Source organism: Staphylococcus aureus (assembly GCF_001027105.1).
In the GTDB taxonomy this organism is placed as follows: domain Bacteria; phylum Bacillota; class Bacilli; order Staphylococcales; family Staphylococcaceae; genus Staphylococcus; species Staphylococcus aureus.
The window spans coordinates 1524377-1542626 of the sequence record NZ_CP011526.1 but is presented as its reverse complement, the minus strand read 5'-3'; the positions used below and the strand labels follow the sequence as shown (position 1 = coordinate 1542626).

At 31.4% G+C, this 18250-nt stretch carries 19 protein-coding genes and 1 pseudogene; 17 read left to right on the top strand and 3 right to left on the bottom strand.

The window, feature by feature from the left end; genetic code table 11:
• The first annotated feature begins 79 nt into the window (after window positions 1-79).
• Entirely contained in the window at window positions 80-1000 is a 921-nt protein-coding gene (rnz, locus tag AA076_RS07645) for a ribonuclease Z (protein WP_000454064.1), read from the top strand.
• Between the two features lie 104 nt (window positions 1001-1104).
• Here the strand turns inward: rnz and proC are convergent, their stop codons facing one another.
• A complete protein-coding gene (gene proC, locus AA076_RS07640) occupies window positions 1105-1920 on the bottom strand; it encodes a pyrroline-5-carboxylate reductase (protein ID WP_000779748.1) in 816 nt (271 codons plus the stop codon).
• A gap of 141 nt (window positions 1921-2061) precedes the next feature.
• On the opposite strand from proC, the gene AA076_RS07635 reads away from it, so the two are divergent.
• Both AA076_RS07635 and AA076_RS07630 read left to right on the top strand, forming a co-directional pair.
• On the top strand, window positions 2062-2817 hold the full coding sequence (locus AA076_RS07635; protein WP_000678232.1) for an SDR family NAD(P)-dependent oxidoreductase: 756 nt from the start codon (window positions 2062-2064) through the stop codon (window positions 2815-2817).
• Between the two features lie 15 nt (window positions 2818-2832).
• A complete protein-coding gene (locus AA076_RS07630; protein WP_000995800.1) occupies window positions 2833-3081 on the top strand; it encodes a hypothetical protein in 249 nt (82 codons plus the stop codon).
• 215 nt (window positions 3082-3296) lie between these two features.
• On the opposite strand, the gene AA076_RS07625 is transcribed toward AA076_RS07630, so the two are convergent.
• The gene (locus AA076_RS07625; RefSeq protein ID WP_001171351.1) at window positions 3297-4205 is read right to left on the bottom strand and encodes an aldo/keto reductase; all 909 of its coding nucleotides are present in this window, start codon (window positions 4203-4205) and stop codon (window positions 3297-3299) included.
• Between the two features lie 81 nt (window positions 4206-4286).
• Here AA076_RS07625 and AA076_RS07620 point away from each other — a divergent pair, with 81 nt between their 5' ends.
• The 3 genes from AA076_RS07620 to xerD all read left to right on the top strand — a co-directional run bounded on the left by AA076_RS07620 (window position 4287) and on the right by xerD (window position 6319).
• On the top strand, window positions 4287-4829 hold the full coding sequence (locus AA076_RS07620) for an NUDIX hydrolase (RefSeq protein ID WP_000365246.1): 543 nt from the start codon (window positions 4287-4289) through the stop codon (window positions 4827-4829).
• 104 nt (window positions 4830-4933) lie between these two features.
• Window positions 4934-5383, top strand: a complete 450-nt coding sequence (gene fur, locus AA076_RS07615; protein WP_000392691.1) for a ferric iron uptake transcriptional regulator — start codon at window positions 4934-4936, stop codon at window positions 5381-5383.
• A gap of 48 nt (window positions 5384-5431) precedes the next feature.
• Entirely contained in the window at window positions 5432-6319 is an 888-nt protein-coding gene (gene xerD / locus AA076_RS07610; protein WP_000447733.1) for a site-specific tyrosine recombinase XerD, read from the top strand.
• Between the two features lie 77 nt (window positions 6320-6396).
• Here xerD and AA076_RS07605 read toward each other — a convergent pair whose 3' ends face one another.
• The gene (locus AA076_RS07605; protein ID WP_001183429.1) at window positions 6397-6903 is read right to left on the bottom strand and encodes a DUF309 domain-containing protein; all 507 of its coding nucleotides are present in this window, start codon (window positions 6901-6903) and stop codon (window positions 6397-6399) included.
• Window positions 6904-6994: 91 nt separating this feature from the next.
• Between AA076_RS07605 and AA076_RS07600 the strand changes: the two genes are divergently transcribed.
• The 11 genes and pseudogenes from AA076_RS07600 (at window position 6995) to AA076_RS07550 (ending at window position 18054) form a co-directional block, all read left to right on the top strand.
• Window positions 6995-7726, top strand: a complete 732-nt coding sequence (locus tag AA076_RS07600) for a segregation and condensation protein A (RefSeq protein ID WP_000273371.1) — start codon at window positions 6995-6997, stop codon at window positions 7724-7726.
• The gene (gene scpB / locus AA076_RS07595; RefSeq protein WP_000368653.1) at window positions 7719-8261 is read left to right on the top strand and encodes an SMC-Scp complex subunit ScpB; all 543 of its coding nucleotides are present in this window, start codon (window positions 7719-7721) and stop codon (window positions 8259-8261) included. Before AA076_RS07600 ends, scpB begins: the two co-directional genes overlap by 8 nt.
• Entirely contained in the window at window positions 8254-8991 is a 738-nt protein-coding gene (locus tag AA076_RS07590; protein WP_000159577.1) for a pseudouridine synthase, read from the top strand. The genes scpB and AA076_RS07590 overlap by 8 nt, the downstream gene beginning before the upstream one ends.
• 132 nt (window positions 8992-9123) lie before the next feature.
• Window positions 9124-9849 carry a two-component system response regulator SrrA gene (gene srrA, locus AA076_RS07585; protein ID WP_000064078.1) on the top strand — a complete coding sequence of 242 codons (726 nt, stop codon included), beginning with the start codon at window positions 9124-9126 and terminating at the stop codon, window positions 9847-9849.
• Window positions 9830-11581: a two-component system sensor histidine kinase SrrB gene (srrB, locus tag AA076_RS07580; RefSeq protein ID WP_000987769.1), complete on the top strand. Its 1752-nt coding sequence runs from the start codon at window positions 9830-9832 to the stop codon at window positions 11579-11581. The genes srrA and srrB overlap by 20 nt, the downstream gene beginning before the upstream one ends.
• A 244-nt stretch (window positions 11582-11825) precedes the next feature.
• Window positions 11826-12755 carry a DUF1672 domain-containing protein gene (locus AA076_RS07575; protein ID WP_001548912.1) on the top strand — a complete coding sequence of 310 codons (930 nt, stop codon included), beginning with the start codon at window positions 11826-11828 and terminating at the stop codon, window positions 12753-12755.
• Window positions 12748-14910, top strand: a complete 2163-nt coding sequence (locus tag AA076_RS07570) for a hypothetical protein (RefSeq protein ID WP_001033768.1) — start codon at window positions 12748-12750, stop codon at window positions 14908-14910. Before AA076_RS07575 ends, AA076_RS07570 begins: the two co-directional genes overlap by 8 nt.
• 90 nt (window positions 14911-15000) lie before the next feature.
• The gene (locus AA076_RS07565) at window positions 15001-15918 is read left to right on the top strand and encodes a DUF1672 domain-containing protein (RefSeq protein ID WP_000476873.1); all 918 of its coding nucleotides are present in this window, start codon (window positions 15001-15003) and stop codon (window positions 15916-15918) included.
• Between the two features lie 57 nt (window positions 15919-15975).
• A complete protein-coding gene (locus tag AA076_RS07560) occupies window positions 15976-16926 on the top strand; it encodes a DUF1672 domain-containing protein (RefSeq protein WP_000472939.1) in 951 nt (316 codons plus the stop codon).
• A pseudogene (locus AA076_RS16195) lies at window positions 16919-17036 on the top strand (hypothetical protein); the annotation flags it as partial. The gene AA076_RS07560 and the pseudogene AA076_RS16195, both read left to right, overlap by 8 nt.
• 103 nt (window positions 17037-17139) lie before the next feature.
• Window positions 17140-18054 carry a DUF1672 domain-containing protein gene (locus AA076_RS07550; RefSeq protein WP_000913219.1) on the top strand — a complete coding sequence of 305 codons (915 nt, stop codon included), beginning with the start codon at window positions 17140-17142 and terminating at the stop codon, window positions 18052-18054.
• Window positions 18055-18250 lie beyond the last annotated feature (196 nt).

Here is an 18250-nt window from a genome sequence, read left to right as displayed (position 1 = left end):
ATTTTGATTCAAGTATAAATTAAAACTAAATTGATACAAATTTTATGATAAAATGAATTGAAGAAAAGGAGGGGCATATATGGAAGTTACATTTTTTGGAACGAGTGCAGGTTTGCCTACAAAAGAGAGAAATACACAAGCAATCGCCTTAAATTTAGAACCATATTCCAATTCCATATGGCTTTTCGACGTTGGTGAAGGTACACAGCACCAAATTTTACATCATGCAATTAAATTAGGAAAAGTGACACATATATTTATTACTCATATGCATGGCGATCATATTTTTGGTTTGCCAGGATTACTTTCTAGTCGTTCTTTTCAGGGCGGTGAACAGAAGCCGCTTACATTGGTTGGACCAAAAGGAATTAAAGCATATGTGGAAATGTCTATGAATTTATCAGAGTCACATTTAAACTATCCAATTACATATATTGAAATCGATGATCATCTGACATATCATCATGATGGTTTTACTGTAGAGGCGCATTTACTTAATCATGGTATTCCATCATATGGATATAGAGTAATGGCACCTGAAACTACAGGTACAATCAATGTTGAAGCGTTAAAAAACATTGGTCTTGAACCAGGTCCTAAATATCAAGAAGTAAAATCTCATGATACATTTGAACATAATGGTCAAGTTTATCAATCAAAAGATTTTAGAGGTGAGTCCAAACAGGGTCCAGTTGTAGCAATTTTTGGTGATACAAAACCATGTTCTAATGAACGTGTGATTTCTAGAGATGCTGATGTGATGGTACATGAAGCGACCTATATAGATGGTGAAAAGCATTTAGCCAACAATTATCATCATAGCCATATTGAAGACGTATTTGCATTGATAAAAGAAGCCAATGTTAAACGTACGTTGATTACACATTTGAGCAATCGCTATAATACAGAAGATATAAATGAAATTTATCAAACATTGATACAAAATGAAGATACACCTAATTTTAATTTTGTAAAAGATTTTGATAGTTTTAAAATCTAATGACAAAGTAATAAACAATGCTTGCCAAATAACAATAAATTATAAAAATAACCCGTCAAACACAGTGCTTGCGATGATGCATACATGTGTTGGCGGGTTTGTTTTTATTGGTCTTCTATATTAGAAAGTTCAATACTACGGTCGACGGCAGCGTTTAGACAATCTTCGAAAATAGATACTAAATCATATTGTGACAATGTATCAAGGCCAGCTTGTGTCGTACCACCTTTAGAGGTAATATTTTTTCTTAATTGAGCCATGCTCAAATCTGAACGTTCAATCATCTTACTTGTACCTATAATAAGGTTGCGTATAGATTCTTCAACTTGTTCTTTTTCTAGACCAAGTTTCGTACCAGCTTTAACATATTGCTCGAATACATGATATAAAAATGCTGGGCCGCTTCCGGTGATAGCTGTTACTTGATGTAAATGATCTTCTGATACTTCAATTACAGAACCAAATGCTTTAACTAAATCGTTAATTTCATCTTTAGATTTAGGGTCAAAGTTGTTTGAAAAACTAATGCCAGTAACAGAGTGTCCAACTTGCGCATTTGTGTTTGGCATAATTCTAGCAACTGGATTTTGGCATTCTAATTGTTGTTTAATATAATCAATCGGAATACCTGCCATAATTGAAATGAAGCAATTGTCTTTTGTAATATGTGGTTTGATGCGTGTTGCTAGAGCATCAAAGTCATGTGGTTTGGTACCTAAAAATACATAATCTGCATCTTTTAATAATGTCGCATCATCATAACTATAGTTAACACCTAGTTTTTCAGCGAATGCTTTTAAAGCTTGTTCATTAGATTTATTTGTTAAATATATATCATTGGCATCTAAGTTGCTTGAGTTAATAATTCCTGTAAATATAGCTTGTGCCATATTACCAGCTCCATAAAATACGAGTTTCATTAACGTCACATCCCTTTAGTTTTTGATTTGTATGTTATATTTTCTTATTATTGTATATATATTAGGAAAGATAATCAACTTGTCTCAATTATGTAAAGTTGATAAATTGCATTCTATATAATTGAAAAGGAAGGTTAATTGATGAAAGGACAACATTTTATAGTGACTGGTGGTACGAGTGGTTTAGGTTTATCGATTGTCCGAAAGTTACTAGAAAATAAAGTGCATGTAACGTTGTTGGTGCGTGATGTTGATAAAGCAACTAGAATCTTTGAACAGGAATTGGGGAAAACTATAAATGTTATTCCTTGTGACTTAAATGATTTGAAGTCGATACAGGCACTGCAATTTGAAGACAATACATCATTCGATGGATTCATTTATAGTGCAGGTTTAGGTTATTTCAAATCTATTTCAGACCATAGTTTTTCAGAAATGATTGAAACGTATCAGCTTAATTTAATTAGTTTTAATGTTTTATATACTGTGTTGAGACCATATTTAACATCTAACGCACATATTGTAGGTATTTCAAGTCAAGCTGCATTTTCCACACAAGCAAATGCTGCACATTATGGGGCATCGAAAGCAGGGTTTTATGCATTAATGAATGCTTTAAGACTAGAGTCACCAAACTTACATATCATGACAGTTAATGTTGGCCCGATTGATACACCTTTTCATCAAAAAGCCGACCCATCAATGAAGTATGCTAAAAAGATGGGGGAAATTATGCTTGATGCTAATCAGCTTGCAGAAGATATCATTTATGGCATTAAAACAAAACAATTGGAAATTAATCGGCCTAAATGGATGCATCATGCGTTGAAAATGTATCAAATTGCGCCTAGATTTTTTGAACGATGTTTCCCTAAATTATTTAAAAATAAAGCATAAATAGGTGGGATGGCAATGAACTGTCAATCGGAGAGTGTGGTAAGACTTTGTGTACGATATGCGGAACAACTATCAGTATTTGAAGAATTTACAGTGCTGGATATTTTAGGCGATATTTCTGTAGACCAAATTTCAGACGGTACATTATATTATACTTGTGAAAAATTCAAACTACTTGTGTTGCAAGGAAATGTGCTGGGTGTACAAATAATAACTAATAATGATGAATCAACATGCGAAGTGAAATATAGAAAGATGTTTTAATAAAATTATTAAGAGATGAAGTGGCAGAAGTTTGCTTAAGGCAATGCCGCAAGGCGAAATTACTAAATACTGATGCGTGAGGACAACGCTTTAATTTCTATCATAAGTGAGTAATCATAATCATAAATTATAGCGAATTGTACATAAACAACAGCAGTAAGGCATTTTTATAATGAAACGCCTCATGCTGCTGTTTTTATTACTGAAAATGACTTCTACACTAAATGATTGGTATATTCCAAATCCTTTACACGAGCTCTTGCTGTTTTAATCTGATCTAAACTAACTTTAGTATGATAGTTTTCAATATTTTCTTTTAATTGGTCGACGCTACTTGCACCTACAATGATGGAACCAAGCACGTCATGTGATGTTAAATAACTAAATGTCAATGCAGATAAATTACTTTCAATTTCTTTAATAGAGGCTATTGTTTCACCCAATTCATCATGAGAATAATCAAAAATACCATCTTTAAATTTATTGTCGAGCACATTAACACTGTTTGAAGTTAATAATCCTTTAGACACAGGTCCTCTTGCCAATACTTTAACATCATTGTTGTGAATTGCATCTAATAATGATTCTGGACGATTATCAATCAAATTGAATTGAGACATTATCGTTTCGATTTGACTATGTTTTAAATAATAATCAATTACATTTGGGCGAATAGAAGAAATACCGTAAGCACGTATAATTCCTTCTTGTTTCAATTCATCAAATGCGCTTATTGTTTCGTCTAATGGGTCATCAATGGTTCCGCCATGAAGTTGATATAAATCGATATGATCGATACCTAAACGCTTTAGTGAACCTTTAACTGCCTCTTTAATATAGGATTTACTCGGATCCCATGTTGTACTGCCATCTTTTGTTAAACGATTGCCTACTTTTGTACCAATAAAAATATCATCGCGTTGTTGATATTTAAGAAGTGCCTTACCAACAACTGATTCATTTATACCTTTATCGTACATATCTGCTGTATCAAAATAAGTGATACCATTTTCAACAGCACAATCTATAATTTGTTCGGCTTTTTTTAAATCTGTACCTAAACTCATGCAACCTAGACCTAATTCAGATAATGAAATACCACTTTTTAATATATTTTTTTGCATGTCTGTTCTCCTTTCGATACACTTTAGCTAACAAGCATAGTGTATCAATATATAATATGAATTTAAAGGAACGTGATTATAATGGATTTAAATGAAAAAACAATTGATCGAACAGTTATTTATAATGGCAAAATTGTAGATGTAGAAATTCATACAGTGACATTACCAAACGGTGAAACGTCAACAAGAGAATTAGTTTATCATAATGGTGCAGTTGCTGTTTGTGCAGTGACACCTAAAAAAGAAGTCGTATTAGTGAAACAGTATCGTAAACCAGTAGAAAAACCATTGCTAGAAATTCCAGCTGGTAAATTAGAAGATGATGAAGATAGAGTCGAAGCGGCAAAACGTGAATTAGAAGAAGAAACAGGATATATTGCCAAAGAGTTAACACATGTTGTAGATATGTATGGTTCACCAGGTTTTTGCGATGAACAATTATCAATATATTTTACGGATAATTTAGAAGAAGGTACAGTTCACTTAGATGAAGATGAATTTGTCGAAGTCATTAAAGTTCCGATTGAGAATGTTAAATCGATGCTAATGAATAAAGAAATAGAAGATGCGAAGACTATCATTGCATTGCAACACCTATTATTAAATTATAATCATTCTAAATAACAAATGAGAAAAGCTTGCATTTTATTGAGAAAACTGTTAGTTTTAATTGTGAAGTTTGAAATAATTTGTAATGATTTTAATTATTAGTAGGGGAGTGGACATCGTTGGAAGAACGATTAAATCGCGTTAAGCAACAATTACAACAATCATCATATAAGCTAACGCCACAACGCGAAGCTACTGTTAGAGTTCTAATTGAAAATGAAAAAGATCATCTAAGTGCTGAAGACGTATATCTGAAAGTAAAAGATAAAGCGCCTGAAATTGGCTTGGCGACAGTATACAGAACGTTAGAGTTGTTAGCTGAACTAAAAGTTGTCGACAAAATTAACTTTGGTGATGGCGTCGCTCGTTTTGATTTAAGAAAAGAAGGCGCAAAACATTTCCACCATCATTTAGTATGTATGGAATGTGGTCGTGTAGATGAAATCGATGAAGATTTGTTACCAGAAGTTGAAAATCGAGTTGAAAATGAGTTCAATTTTAAAATTTTAGATCATCGTTTAACTTTCCATGGTGTGTGTGAAACGTGCCAAGCTAAAGGTAAAGGATAGTAAATTGCGTAGGTTAAATTAACCTTCGCTTTTTTTAGAGGTGTGGTTATGGAAACAATTATTGAAGAATATTTGCGTTTTATACAAATTGAAAAAGGACTAAGTTCTAACACAATTGGTGCTTATAGACGTGATTTGAAAAAGTATCAAGATTATATGACTGAACATCATATCTCGCATATTGATTTTATAGATCGACAATTAATTCAAGAGTGTTTGGGGCATTTAATAGACCAAGGGCAATCTGCTAAATCTATTGCGCGATTTATTTCAACAATCCGTAGTTTTCATCAATTTGCTATAAGAGAAAAATATGCGGCGAAAGATCCAACGGTATTATTAGATTCACCAAAATATGACAAAAAATTGCCTGACGTTTTAAATGTTGACGAAGTGTTGGCTTTATTAGAAACGCCAGATTTAAATAAAATTAATGGATATCGTGATCGTACGATGTTAGAACTTCTGTACGCAACGGGAATGCGTGTATCTGAATTGATACATTTAGAGTTAGAAAACGTGAACTTAATAATGGGATTTGTACGCGTATTTGGTAAAGGCGATAAAGAAAGAATTGTACCATTAGGCGACGCAGTCATTGAGTACTTAACTACTTATATTGAAACGATTAGACCGCAACTTTTAAAAAAGACTGTTACTGAAGTCTTATTTTTAAATATGCATGGTAAACCTTTATCACGACAAGCAATATGGAAAATGATTAAACAAAATGGTGTAAAGGCAAACATTAAAAAGACGTTAACGCCACATACGTTACGCCACTCTTTTGCGACACATTTATTGGAAAATGGCGCAGATTTAAGAGCAGTGCAAGAGATGTTAGGTCACTCTGACATATCTACTACCCAACTCTATACACATGTTTCGAAATCTCAAATTAGAAAAATGTATAACCAATTTCATCCTAGAGCATAAAGTGAACAATAACTCAAAAGTCACAATACACATGACTAAAAATGTCTGTGCTATTGTGGCTTTTTTAAATTGGTTGATTAATTACGTCTATGTTTTCTTAATTGAATCGCTTCTTCTTTTGCTGCAATCACTTCTGAACGATCACGGCGCATGTGATGGTCTACAATAAAAGGATCTGTTGCTGTTTCCTGATTATAATCATAGTCTGGATAGTTGGCCTTGATGATGCGTTCAAAGACTGGAGTTATTGGTAATATAACAGATGAAAAAGGCTTTGCTGCATTCAATTTTGCAATCTGTTGCTCAATTAACAACTGATAATCATTTAAATTAAGGTATAACGCATCTCTATCTTTAGCATTTTGTATTATTTCTTTAGATTTATTAAAAGACTTATAGGCGCCTTTTAAATTATTGCGGCGATAATGGTAACAAGCAGTTGCAAACAAGATTAAACTAACAACTGCATCTTGCTTACTGTAGTTATTTTCAGCTTTCCATGCATCTTCTAAAATGTCATGACATAGGAAATAATGTTGCTTAGTATGAAATTGATAATAGAAATTTATCAGTGCCTGTTGCATTTTGTTATCACCCCAATTTAAAAGTAAGTTATTTTCATGCTATAATATTTTAGAGAATTATGCACATATGACGCAATACGAGGTAGATATTATGTATGAAGTTAAATTAGATGCTTTCAATGGACCATTAGATTTATTGCTGCATCTTATCCAAAAATTTGAAATAGATATTTATGATATTCCTATGCAAGCATTAACAGAGCAGTATATGCAGTACGTTCATGCAATGAAACAGCTTGAAATTAATATTGCAAGTGAATACCTAGTATTAGCGTCAGAACTCTTAATGATTAAAAGTAAGATGCTATTACCACAATCAACATCAGATATGGATGTTGATGATGACCCACGGGAAGATTTAGTTGGGCGTTTAATAGAATATCAAAATTATAAAGAATATACTGCTATTTTAAATGACATGAAAGAAGAAAGAGATTTTTATTTTACAAAAAGACCGACAGATTTATCTCATTTGGAAACAGATGAATCTTGGGATCCAAATCATACGATTGATTTAACTGAATTAATTGTAGCTTATCAAAGAGTTAAAAATAGAGTTGAGTTAAATACACCTAAATCTGTTGAAATCCGAAAAGAGACATTTACCATTCAACAAGCTACAGAACAAGTGACATCGAGATTGAAAGATAAAGATCATTTTAACTTCTTTAGTCTGTTTACGTTTTCTGAGCCAATTGAACAAGTAGTCACTCACTTTTTAGCTATTTTAGAGATGTCAAAAGCAGGAATAATTAATATTGAGCAACAACGTAATTTTGAAGATATTAACATTATTAGAGGAGTGAACTACCATTTTGGATAATCATGGTATATTAGAGTCGCTTTTATTTACAGCTGGCGATGAAGGTTTAGATGAAAAACAACTATTAGAAATATTAGATATGTCGAAAGACCAACTCGTTGAATTAATTGAAAATTATTCATCACATGGATTAATGATACAACGATTTGGAATGACGTATGTTTTAACGACTAAAAAAGAAGCGGCAACGTATATTGAACAATTAATTGAACAAAAGTCACAAATGAAATTATCACAAGCAGCAATGGAAGTACTATCAATTATTGCTTATAACCAGCCATTATCAAGAAGTGATATTGAATTAATTCGTAGTATCAATTCAGATGGTGCAGTTAAGACATTGATTGCCAAAGGACTAGTTGAGGCTAAAGTGGTTAATGAACAGCGTAGCCAACAGTTAATTACTACTGATTTATTTTTAAATGTATTTGGTATTTCCAATATAGAAGATTTGCCGACAACTGAAGAAGACGATGAAGAAATGGATGCTTTTTTCAGTAATCTAGTCAATCAAAAAGGAGAAAATAATGACTAAAGAATTAGAACGATTACAAAAACGTATAGCTAATAGCGGTTATACTTCAAGACGTAAGGCAGAAACTTTAATTTCTGAAGGAAAAGTGAAAGTGAATGGTACGACTGTCACTGAATTAGGAACAAAAGTGAAGCCATCAGATACGATTGAAGTTGAAGGTATTAAAATAGAACTAGAAGACAAAATTTACATTTTATTCCATAAACCAACTCAAGTGATAACAAGTGTATCTGATGATAGAGGACGTACAGTGGTTACAGATTACTTTAAAGATATAGAAGCACGTATTTATCCTGTTGGTCGTTTAGACTATGATACTTCTGGATTGTTATTACTCACAAATGATGGTGAATTTACTAATTTAATGACACATCCAAGATATCAAATTAAGAAAAAATATGTTGCGAAATTAAAAGGTTATTTAATGAGAGAAGAAGTGAAAGCGCTAGAAAAAGGTATTGAATTAGAAGATGGTATGACGCAACCGGCTGAAGTGAAAGTTAAGAAACAAGATAAAGATAAAAACACAACATTGGTTGAAATTACAATTACAGAAGGTCGTAATCGCCAAGTCAGAAGAATGTTCGAACATTTTGGTCATCAAGTGACGAAACTGTCTCGTATTGAATATGGGCCTTTAAATGTTGTCGGTTTGAATGCTGGTGAAGGACGTGTATTGACGCCTCATGAAGTAAAAGTGATGCGTCATTTAGCAGAACATGGGAAATAATTAAATAAAATATGTATTTATCACAAAGTTTGAGAATTTTTTCACAAAATTTTAGGTTTTTAATAACTGTATGCGCTTTCCTGTGATATAATACTTTTGTAAAGAAAAGCATGTGTGGGAGGTATGACCTGTATGTCGAACGAAATACTTATCGTAGATGATGAGGATAGAATCAGAAGATTACTTAAAATGTATTTAGAAAGAGAATCTTTTGAAATCCATGAAGCAAGTAATGGCCAAGAGGCTTATGAACTTGCAATGGAGAATAATTATGCTTGCATACTACTAGATTTAATGTTGCCTGAAATGGATGGTATCCAGGTGGCAACTAAATTGCGTGAACATAAACAAACACCGATTATTATGTTGACTGCTAAAGGTGAAGAAACAAACCGTGTTGAAGGTTTTGAATCTGGTGCAGATGATTATATCGTCAAACCATTTTCACCAAGAGAAGTAGTCTTAAGAGTTAAAGCACTTCTAAGAAGAACGCAATCTACAACTGTAGAACAAAGCGAACCTCACGCACGTGATGTGATTGAATTTAAACATTTAGAAATAGATAATGATGCACATCGCGTACTTGCTGATAATCAAGAAGTTAATTTGACTCCTAAAGAGTACGAATTATTAATATATTTAGCTAAAACACCAAATAAAGTATTTGACCGTGAACAATTATTAAAAGAAGTTTGGCATTATGAATTCTATGGTGATTTAAGAACAGTTGATACTCATGTTAAACGACTTAGAGAAAAGTTAAATCGTGTGTCTAGTGAAGCTGCGCATATGATTCAAACAGTCTGGGGCGTTGGGTATAAATTTGAGGTTAAATCTAATGATGAGCCGGCTAAATAGTGTCGTAATTAAACTGTGGTTAACTATTATTTTAATAGTGACGACAGTTTTAATTTTATTAAGTATTGCTTTAATTACCTTTATGCAATACTATTTCACACAAGAAACCGAAAATGCCATAAGAGAAGATGCTAGACGTATAAGTTCACTGGTCGAACAATCACATAATAAAGAAGAAGCAATAAAATATAGTCAAACATTAATTGAAAATCCTGGTGGGTTGATGATTATAAATAATAAACATCGTCAATCAACGGCTTCACTTTCTAATATTAAAAAGCAAATGTTGAATGAAGTAGTCAACAACGACCATTTTGACGATGTGTTTGATAAAGGTAAATCTGTTACTCGAAATGTAACGATTAAAGAAAAGGGCTCATCTCAAACATATATTTTGTTAGGCTATCCAACAAAAGCACAGAAGAATAGTCATAGCAAATATAGTGGAGTCTTTATATATAAAGACTTGAAATCAATCGAAGATACAAATAATGCTATTACGATTATCACCATAATTACGGCTGTTATTTTCTTAACAATTACAACAGTCTTTGCGTTTTTCTTATCGTCAAGAATTACAAAACCTTTAAGACGTTTAAGAGACCAAGCTACACGTGTATCTGAAGGGGATTACTCTTATAAACCTTCTGTCACAACGAAAGATGAAATTGGTCAATTATCGCAGGCATTTAATCAGATGAGTACAGAAATCGAAGAGCATGTCGACGCATTATCCACATCTAAAAATATTAGAGACAGCTTAATTAACTCTATGGTAGAAGGTGTCCTAGGTATTAATGAGAGTCGACAAATTATCTTATCTAATAAGATGGCGAATGATATTATGGACAATATTGATGAAGATGCTAAAGCTTTCTTATTAAGACAAATAGAAGATACTTTTAAATCAAAACAAACTGAAATGCGCGATTTAGAAATGAATGCACGATTCTTTGTTGTGACCACAAGCTATATCGACAAGATTGAACAGGGAGGTAAAAGTGGTGTTGTTGTGACAGTTCGTGATATGACTAATGAGCACAATCTAGATCAAATGAAGAAAGATTTCATTGCTAATGTATCACATGAATTACGTACACCGATATCATTACTTCAAGGTTATACTGAATCAATTGTAGATGGTATTGTTACAGAACCGGATGAAATAAAAGAATCGCTTGCCATTGTCCTTGATGAATCGAAACGTTTAAATCGTTTAGTTAATGAATTGTTAAATGTCGCACGCATGGATGCTGAAGGGTTATCCGTAAATAAAGAAGTTCAGCCTATTGCAGCGTTACTAGATAAGATGAAAATTAAGTATCGCCAACAAGCTGATGATTTAGGTCTAAATATGACTTTTAATTATTGTAAGAAGCGTGTTTGGAGTTATGATATGGATCGCATGGACCAAGTACTAACGAACTTAATTGATAATGCATCACGTTATACGAAACCTGGAGATGAAATTGCAATTACTTGTGATGAAAATGAAAGCGAAGATATTTTATACATTAAAGATACAGGTACAGGCATTGCACCAGAACATTTACAACAAGTATTTGATCGTTTTTATAAAGTTGATGCAGCGAGAACGCGAGGTAAACAAGGTACCGGTTTAGGTTTGTTCATTTGTAAAATGATTATCGAAGAGCATGGTGGTTCCATAGATGTTAAAAGCGAATTAGGGAAAGGCACAACATTTATTATTAAACTACCAAAACCAGAATAAAATTGAATATAGTTATTTCAGAACGCATGTTATTGATTAGAGACTCTAATTTATAGCATGCGTTTTTTGATTGATGTGGGGAATTTTGTATGTGGATTAGAACTTAGGGTTTTTGCGAATATCAACTATTAAATATATTACTAATTTATACAAAAATATAAAGTTTGATAAAGTTATTTATTTGATTATAAAAATAGGGTAAAATATAGATATATTGTATTAATTAAATTATTCGAGGTGTCATATGAAAAAATTCATTGGATCAGTTTTAGCTACGACATTAATTTTAGGGGGATGTTCCACGATGGAAAATGAATCAAAAAAAGACACAAAAACAGAAACAAAATCTGTACCAGAAGAAATGGAAGCTTCAAAATATGTAGGCCAAGGCTTCCAACCGCCTGCAGAAAAAAATGCGATTGAATTTGCGAAGAAGCATCGTAAAGAATTTGAAAAAGTAGGTGAACAATTCTTTAAAGATAACTTTGGACTAAAAGTTAAAGCTACAAATGTTGTAGGTAAAGATGATGGTGTAGAAGTTTATGTGCATTGTGAAGATCATGGCATTGTATTTAATGCAAGTCTACCTTTGTACAAAGATGCCATCCATCAAAAAGGATCAATGCGCAGTAATGACAATGGTGATGATATGAGTATGATGGTGGGTACAGTGCTGAGTGGCTTTGAATATCGAGCGCAAAAAGAAAAGTATGATAACTTATATAAATTCTTCAAAGAAAATGAAAAGAAATATCAATATACAGGCTTTACAAAAGAGGCAATTAACAAGACACAAAATGTCGGATATAAAAATGAATATTTTTATATTACATACTCTTCTAGAAGTTTAAAAGAATATCGAAAGTATTATGAACCACTGATTCGAAAAAATGATAAAGAATTTAAAGAAGGAATGGAACGAGCAAGAAAAGAAGTGAATTACGCTGCAAATACAGATGCTGTTGCTACACTTTTTTCTACTAAGAAAAACTTTACTAAAGACAATACAGTAGATGATGTAATCGAACTAAGTGATAAATTATATAATTTAAAAAATAAACCAGATAAATCTACAATCACAATACAAATAGGGAAACCCACTATTAATACTAAGAAAGCCTTTTATGATGATAATCGTCCAATAGAATATGGGGTGCACAGTAAAGATGAATAAAATTAATGATAGGGATTTAACAGAATTAAGTAGTTACTGGGTTTATCAAAATATTGATATAAAAAAAGAATTTAAAGTTAATGGAAAAAGGTTTAAACAAGTAGACAGTTATAATGATGATAAGAATAGTAATTTGAATGGTGCTGCTGATATTAAAATATATGAGTTATTAGATGATAAAAGTAAACCAACTGGTCAACAGACAATAATTTATCAAGGAACATCTAATGAGGCAATTAATCCAAATAATCCATTAAAATCATCGGGGTTTGGAGATGATTGGCTCCAAAATGCTAAATTAATGAATAATGATAATGAAAGCACAGATTATTTAAAGCAAACAGATCAATTATCAAATCAATATAAAATAAAGTTAGAAGATGCAGATAGATTATCAAATAGTGATTTTTTAAAAAAATATAGAATGGAATCAAGTAACTTCAAAAACAAAACCATTGTGGCGGATGGCGGTAATTCGGAAGGCGGTGCAGGAGCAAAATATCAAGGAGCGAAACATCCGAATGAAAAAGTTGTTGCTACTGACTCAGCAATGATTCCTTATGCTGCTTGGCAGAAATTTGCTAGACCACGCTTTGATAATATGATTAGTTTTAATAGTACCAACGATTTATTAACATGGTTACAAGATCCATTCATCAAAGATATGCCAGGAAAACGCGTTAACATTAATGATGGTGTGCCCAGGTTAGATACTTTAATAGACAGCCATGTAGGTTATAAAAGGAAGTTAAATAGAAAAGATAACACATACGATACTGTACCACTAATCAAAATAAAGTCGGTAAAAGATACAGAAATTAAAAATGGAAAAAAAGTAAAAAAGACTATTAACATAACATTAGATATGGATGGGCGAATTCCAATAAATGTTTGGACAGGAGATTCGATTGCACGTTCTGGAAGAGGAACTTTAATTAAACTTAATTTAGAAAATCTTGATGCGTTGAGTAAACTGATTACTGGTGAAACAAGTGGTATGTTAGCAGAATGCGTAATCTTTTTAAATGAAAGTTTTAACATCTCAGAAAATGAAAATAAAAATTTTGCAGATAGAAAGAAACAATTATCAGAAGGATTTAAGGATAAGATTAACTTATTTCAGTTAGAAGAAATGGAAAGAACTTTAATTAGTAAAATAAACTCACTTGAAGAAGTTGCAGATGAAACAATAGAAAGTATTAGTGCTGTTAAACACTTATTACCTGATTTTGCATTGGATGCATTAAAAGAAAGAATTAATGAGTTGTTTAAAGGTATAAAATCTTTTATAGAAAAAGTGTATGATAGTATAGATAATGAAATTTTAGAAATTTTCAAAAATATAGATCACGACTTCAGAGATGGAGTATCTGAAGAAATGATGAAACATTTGAAAGTAGTGAAACAGAATATAGACCAAATAAAAAATCAAAATGATATTTATGGTAGGCAAATTGCAGATATTAGAAGTATTATGAAACAACAAGATGCAACAATTTTAGATGGAAATTTTCAAATTAATTGTAGCGGCGAAAATATGGTACAGGGTCTAGTTATACCTTCTAATTATTTAGGAAGAAAAATGAAAATATTAAAAGACCATATCGATGATGGTATTAAAAAAATAGCAGACTATGTTCAAGGTATATATGATGAATATGCATCGAAAATTGTCGATGTAATAAAATATTTGATTAATACAATTCCCAAAATACGTAAGAATTTAAGACATGCAATTGAAATGTTAAATGTAAAAAAGAAAGAATTTTTGTCCCTGATTCCTAATGTAACTTGTAATTATATTAAAACTAAATTAGAAGAATTAGATAATACTTTAGGCAAATGGGAGCCTTTTCTTAATGATTTAAAAGCAGTGTCACCAATTTTAGATAACCATTTAGATGATATTGTTAAGAACATGAAGCCTTTGATTGTACAAATGATATTTGAACCATCACATTATGACGATATGTTTATTTTAAACACACAAGCTCATGCGCGTCTTGATCAAATGGCACAACAGTTTGAAGTTGTTTGTAATGGCTTGAACGAAAATGAAGGACAAGCAATTCAAACGATGGATCAATCTGCCTCTCTAATACGGTCAAACTTAATTCAAGTTAAAGAACAATTAGAAAAACTAGCTGTATACTAATTAATTTATTAAATGCTACTTGTTTTCATTGAGAATAAGTAGCTTTTTCAAACATAAAAGTTTTACAAACACATAAATGGGTGATGAGCTATGTTTAAAAGAACTAAACTAATCTTAATAGCAACATTACTGCTATCAGGATGTTCAACTACCAATAACGAATCTAATAAAGAAACAAAATCAGTGCCAGAAGAAATGGAAGCTTCAAAATATGTAGGTCAAGGCTTCCAACCACCTGCAGAAAAAGATGTGGTTGAATTTGCGAAAAAGCATAAAGATAAAATTGCCAAACGAGGCGAACAATTTTTTATGGATAATTTCGGTCTAAAAGTTAAAGCTACCAATGTTGTAGGTAGTGGAAAAGGCGTAGAAGTATTCGTGCATTGTGATGACCACGATATCGTATTTAATGCGAGTATTCCATTTGATAAATCAATAATTGAGAGTGATAGCTCATTAAGAAGTGAGGACAAAGGCGATGATATGAGTACTTTAGTTGGTACAGTGTTGAGTGGCTTTGAATATCGAACACAAAAAGAAAAGTATGACAATTTATATAAATTTTTCAAAGATAATGAAGAGAAATACCAATATACAGGCTTTACAAAAGAAGCAATAAACAAGACGCAAAATGTCGGATATAAAAATGAATATTTTTATATCACTTACTCGTCAAGAAGCTTAAAAGAATATCGTAAGTATTACGAACCATTGATTCATAAAAATGATAAAGAATTTAAAGAAGGAATGGAACAAGCCAGAAAAGAAGTGAATTACGCTGCTAATACAGATACAGTAACAACATTGTTTAGTACAAAGGAAAATTTTACTAAAGACAATACAGTTGATGATGTAATTGAACTGAGTGATAAACTATATAATTTTAAAAATAAGCCAGAAAAATCTACAATTACAATTCAAATAGGAAAGCCTACTATTAATACTAAAAAAGCCTTTTATGATGATAATGATCCAATAGAATATGGAGTGTATCGTAAAGATGAATAAATTTTTTTTAAAATGCTTTTTAATATTCTATATAAACACATAAATGGGTGATGAGCTATGTTTAAAAAGGCGAAATTAATCTTAATAGCAACGCTACTGTTATCAGGATGTTCAGCGATGAATAATGAATCAAAAAAAGACACAAATACAGAAACAAATACAGAAACAAATACAGAAACAAAATCAGTACCAGAAGAAATGGAAGCTTCAAAATATGTAGGACAAGGCTTTCAACCACCTGCAGAAAAAGATGCGATTGAATTTGTGAAGAAGCATCGTAAAGAATTTGAAAAAGTAGGTGAACAATTCTTTAAAGATAACTTTGGACTAAAAGTTAAAGCTACAAATGTTGTAGGTAAAGATGATGGTGTAGAAGTTTATGTGCATTGCGAAGATCATGGCATTGTATTTAATGCAAGTCTACCTTTGTACAAAGATGCCATCCATCAAAAAGGATCAATGCGTAGTAATGACAACGGTGATGATATGAGTATGATGGTGGGTACAGTGCTGAGTGGCTTTGAATATCGAGCGCAAAAAGAAAAGTATGATAATTTATATAAATTTTTAAAAGAAAATGAAAAGCAATATCAATATACAGGTTTTACTAAAGAAGCAATTAACAAGACGCAAAACGTCGGGTATCAAAATGAATATTTTTATATTACATATTTATCAAGAAATTTAAAAGAATATAGAAAATATTACGAACCATTGATACATAAAAATGATAAAGAGTTTAAAGAAGGTATGCAACGAGCTAGAAAAGAGCTAAACTATACTGCTAATACAAATACTGTAGCAACGTTGTTTAGTACGAATGATGAAAGGAATAGAAAAGAAAAGATAAATAATGTAATAGATTTATCCGAGAAAATTGAAAGAACAAAAGATATGCCAATCAAGAATACTATAACTACTCAATTAGGAAATAAACTTATTGGCACAAAAAAAGCTCGTTTTGATGATAAGAAAGTAGTGTCGTTTGGAGCATTTGAAGATGAATAAAATAAATGATAGAGATTTAACAGAATTGAGTAGCTATAGGGTTTATCAAGACATCAATAAAGATAATGACTTTACAGTTAACGAAAAACGATTTAAGCAGGCAGATGTATTTGAAGATTTATATAGAGAGAAACTAAAAGACACAAATAAATTAAGAGAGTATAATTATTTACAAAATGAAACTTTTAAAAGCGCATAAATAGGTGATGAGATATGCTTAAAAAAGCAAAATTTATCTTAATGGCAACGATACTACTATCAGGATGTTCAACTACCAATAACGAATCCAACAAAGAAACAAAATCTGTACCAGAAGAAATGGATGCTTCAAAATATGTAGGACAAGGATTCCAACCACCTGCAGAAAAAGATGCGATTGAATTTGCAAAGAAGCATAAAGATAAAATTGCTAAGCGAGGCGAACAATTTTTTATGGATAACTTCGGTCTAAAAGTTAAAGCTACAAATGTTATAGGTAGTGGCGATGGTGTAGAAGTATTCGTGCATTGTGATGACCACGACATCGTATTTAATGCGAGTATTCCATTTGATAAATCAATTATTGACAGTGATAGCTCATTAAGAAGTAAGGATAAAGGTGATGATATGAGTACTTTAGTTGGTGCAGTACTCAGTGGGTTTGAATATCGAGCACAAAAAGAAAAATATGATAAATTATATAAATTTTTCAAAGATAATGAAGAGAAATATCAATATACAGGATTTACAAAAGAAGCAATTAATAAGACGCAAAATAGTGGTTATGAAAATGAATATTTTTATATTTCGGCCATACCTTATAATTTAGCTGAGTATAGAGACTATTTTGAACCATTGTTAAACAAAAGTGACAGTGAATTTTCAAAAGAATTGTCAAATGTTAAGAAGCAATTAAAAGATAAGTCTAAAGTTTCGGTAACTACTACTCTATTTAGTAAAAAAAAGAACTATACTAAAAAAAGTAACAGTGAAAATGTAATAAAAATGGCAGAAGAAATAAAAAAAGATAAAGAGATACCAAACGGTATAGAGCTTAGTATAAAATTTTCGGACAATAAAATAAATACGGTTAAACCAAATTTTAACGGTGAAAGCACTTCAGAATATGGTGTGTTTGATCAAGAATAAAATTAATGATGAAAATTTAACGGAGAATAGTGTATATTGAGTAGATCAAGAATAAAAAGATAATTCTACTATTGTTGTGAAGGCAAATAAGTAGAAGATTTTAAGTGTAATTTCTGGTGATTTAAATAATAATATAAATGGAAGTACTGATATAAAACTTTTTAACCTACTAGATTCTTATAATTTGCTTTCCATT

Bases quoted from the DNA above. Each gene is read 5' to 3' on its own strand.
- AA076_RS07605 (WP_001183429.1), bottom strand. From the start codon at position 6,903: ATGCAACAGGCACTGATAAATTTCTATTATCAATTTCATACTAAGCAA.
- srrA (WP_000064078.1), top strand. From the start codon at position 9,124: ATGTCGAACGAAATACTTATCGTAGATGATGAGGATAGAATCAGAAGA.
- AA076_RS07635 (WP_000678232.1), top strand. From the start codon at position 2,062: ATGAAAGGACAACATTTTATAGTGACTGGTGGTACGAGTGGTTTAGGT.
- AA076_RS07565 (WP_000476873.1), top strand. From the start codon at position 15,001: ATGTTTAAAAGAACTAAACTAATCTTAATAGCAACATTACTGCTATCA.
- srrB (WP_000987769.1), top strand. From the start codon at position 9,830: ATGATGAGCCGGCTAAATAGTGTCGTAATTAAACTGTGGTTAACTATT.
- AA076_RS07630 (WP_000995800.1), top strand. From the start codon at position 2,833: ATGAACTGTCAATCGGAGAGTGTGGTAAGACTTTGTGTACGATATGCG.
- AA076_RS07560 (WP_000472939.1), top strand. From the start codon at position 15,976: ATGTTTAAAAAGGCGAAATTAATCTTAATAGCAACGCTACTGTTATCA.
- proC (WP_000779748.1), bottom strand. From the start codon at position 1,920: ATGAAACTCGTATTTTATGGAGCTGGTAATATGGCACAAGCTATATTT.
- xerD (WP_000447733.1), top strand. From the start codon at position 5,432: ATGGAAACAATTATTGAAGAATATTTGCGTTTTATACAAATTGAAAAA.
- AA076_RS07620 (WP_000365246.1), top strand. From the start codon at position 4,287: ATGGATTTAAATGAAAAAACAATTGATCGAACAGTTATTTATAATGGC.
- AA076_RS07625 (WP_001171351.1), bottom strand. From the start codon at position 4,205: ATGCAAAAAAATATATTAAAAAGTGGTATTTCATTATCTGAATTAGGT.
- rnz (WP_000454064.1), top strand. From the start codon at position 80: ATGGAAGTTACATTTTTTGGAACGAGTGCAGGTTTGCCTACAAAAGAG.
- AA076_RS07550 (WP_000913219.1), top strand. From the start codon at position 17,140: ATGCTTAAAAAAGCAAAATTTATCTTAATGGCAACGATACTACTATCA.
- AA076_RS07570 (WP_001033768.1), top strand. From the start codon at position 12,748: ATGAATAAAATTAATGATAGGGATTTAACAGAATTAAGTAGTTACTGG.
- AA076_RS07575 (WP_001548912.1), top strand. From the start codon at position 11,826: ATGAAAAAATTCATTGGATCAGTTTTAGCTACGACATTAATTTTAGGG.
- AA076_RS07590 (WP_000159577.1), top strand. From the start codon at position 8,254: ATGACTAAAGAATTAGAACGATTACAAAAACGTATAGCTAATAGCGGT.
- AA076_RS07600 (WP_000273371.1), top strand. From the start codon at position 6,995: ATGTATGAAGTTAAATTAGATGCTTTCAATGGACCATTAGATTTATTG.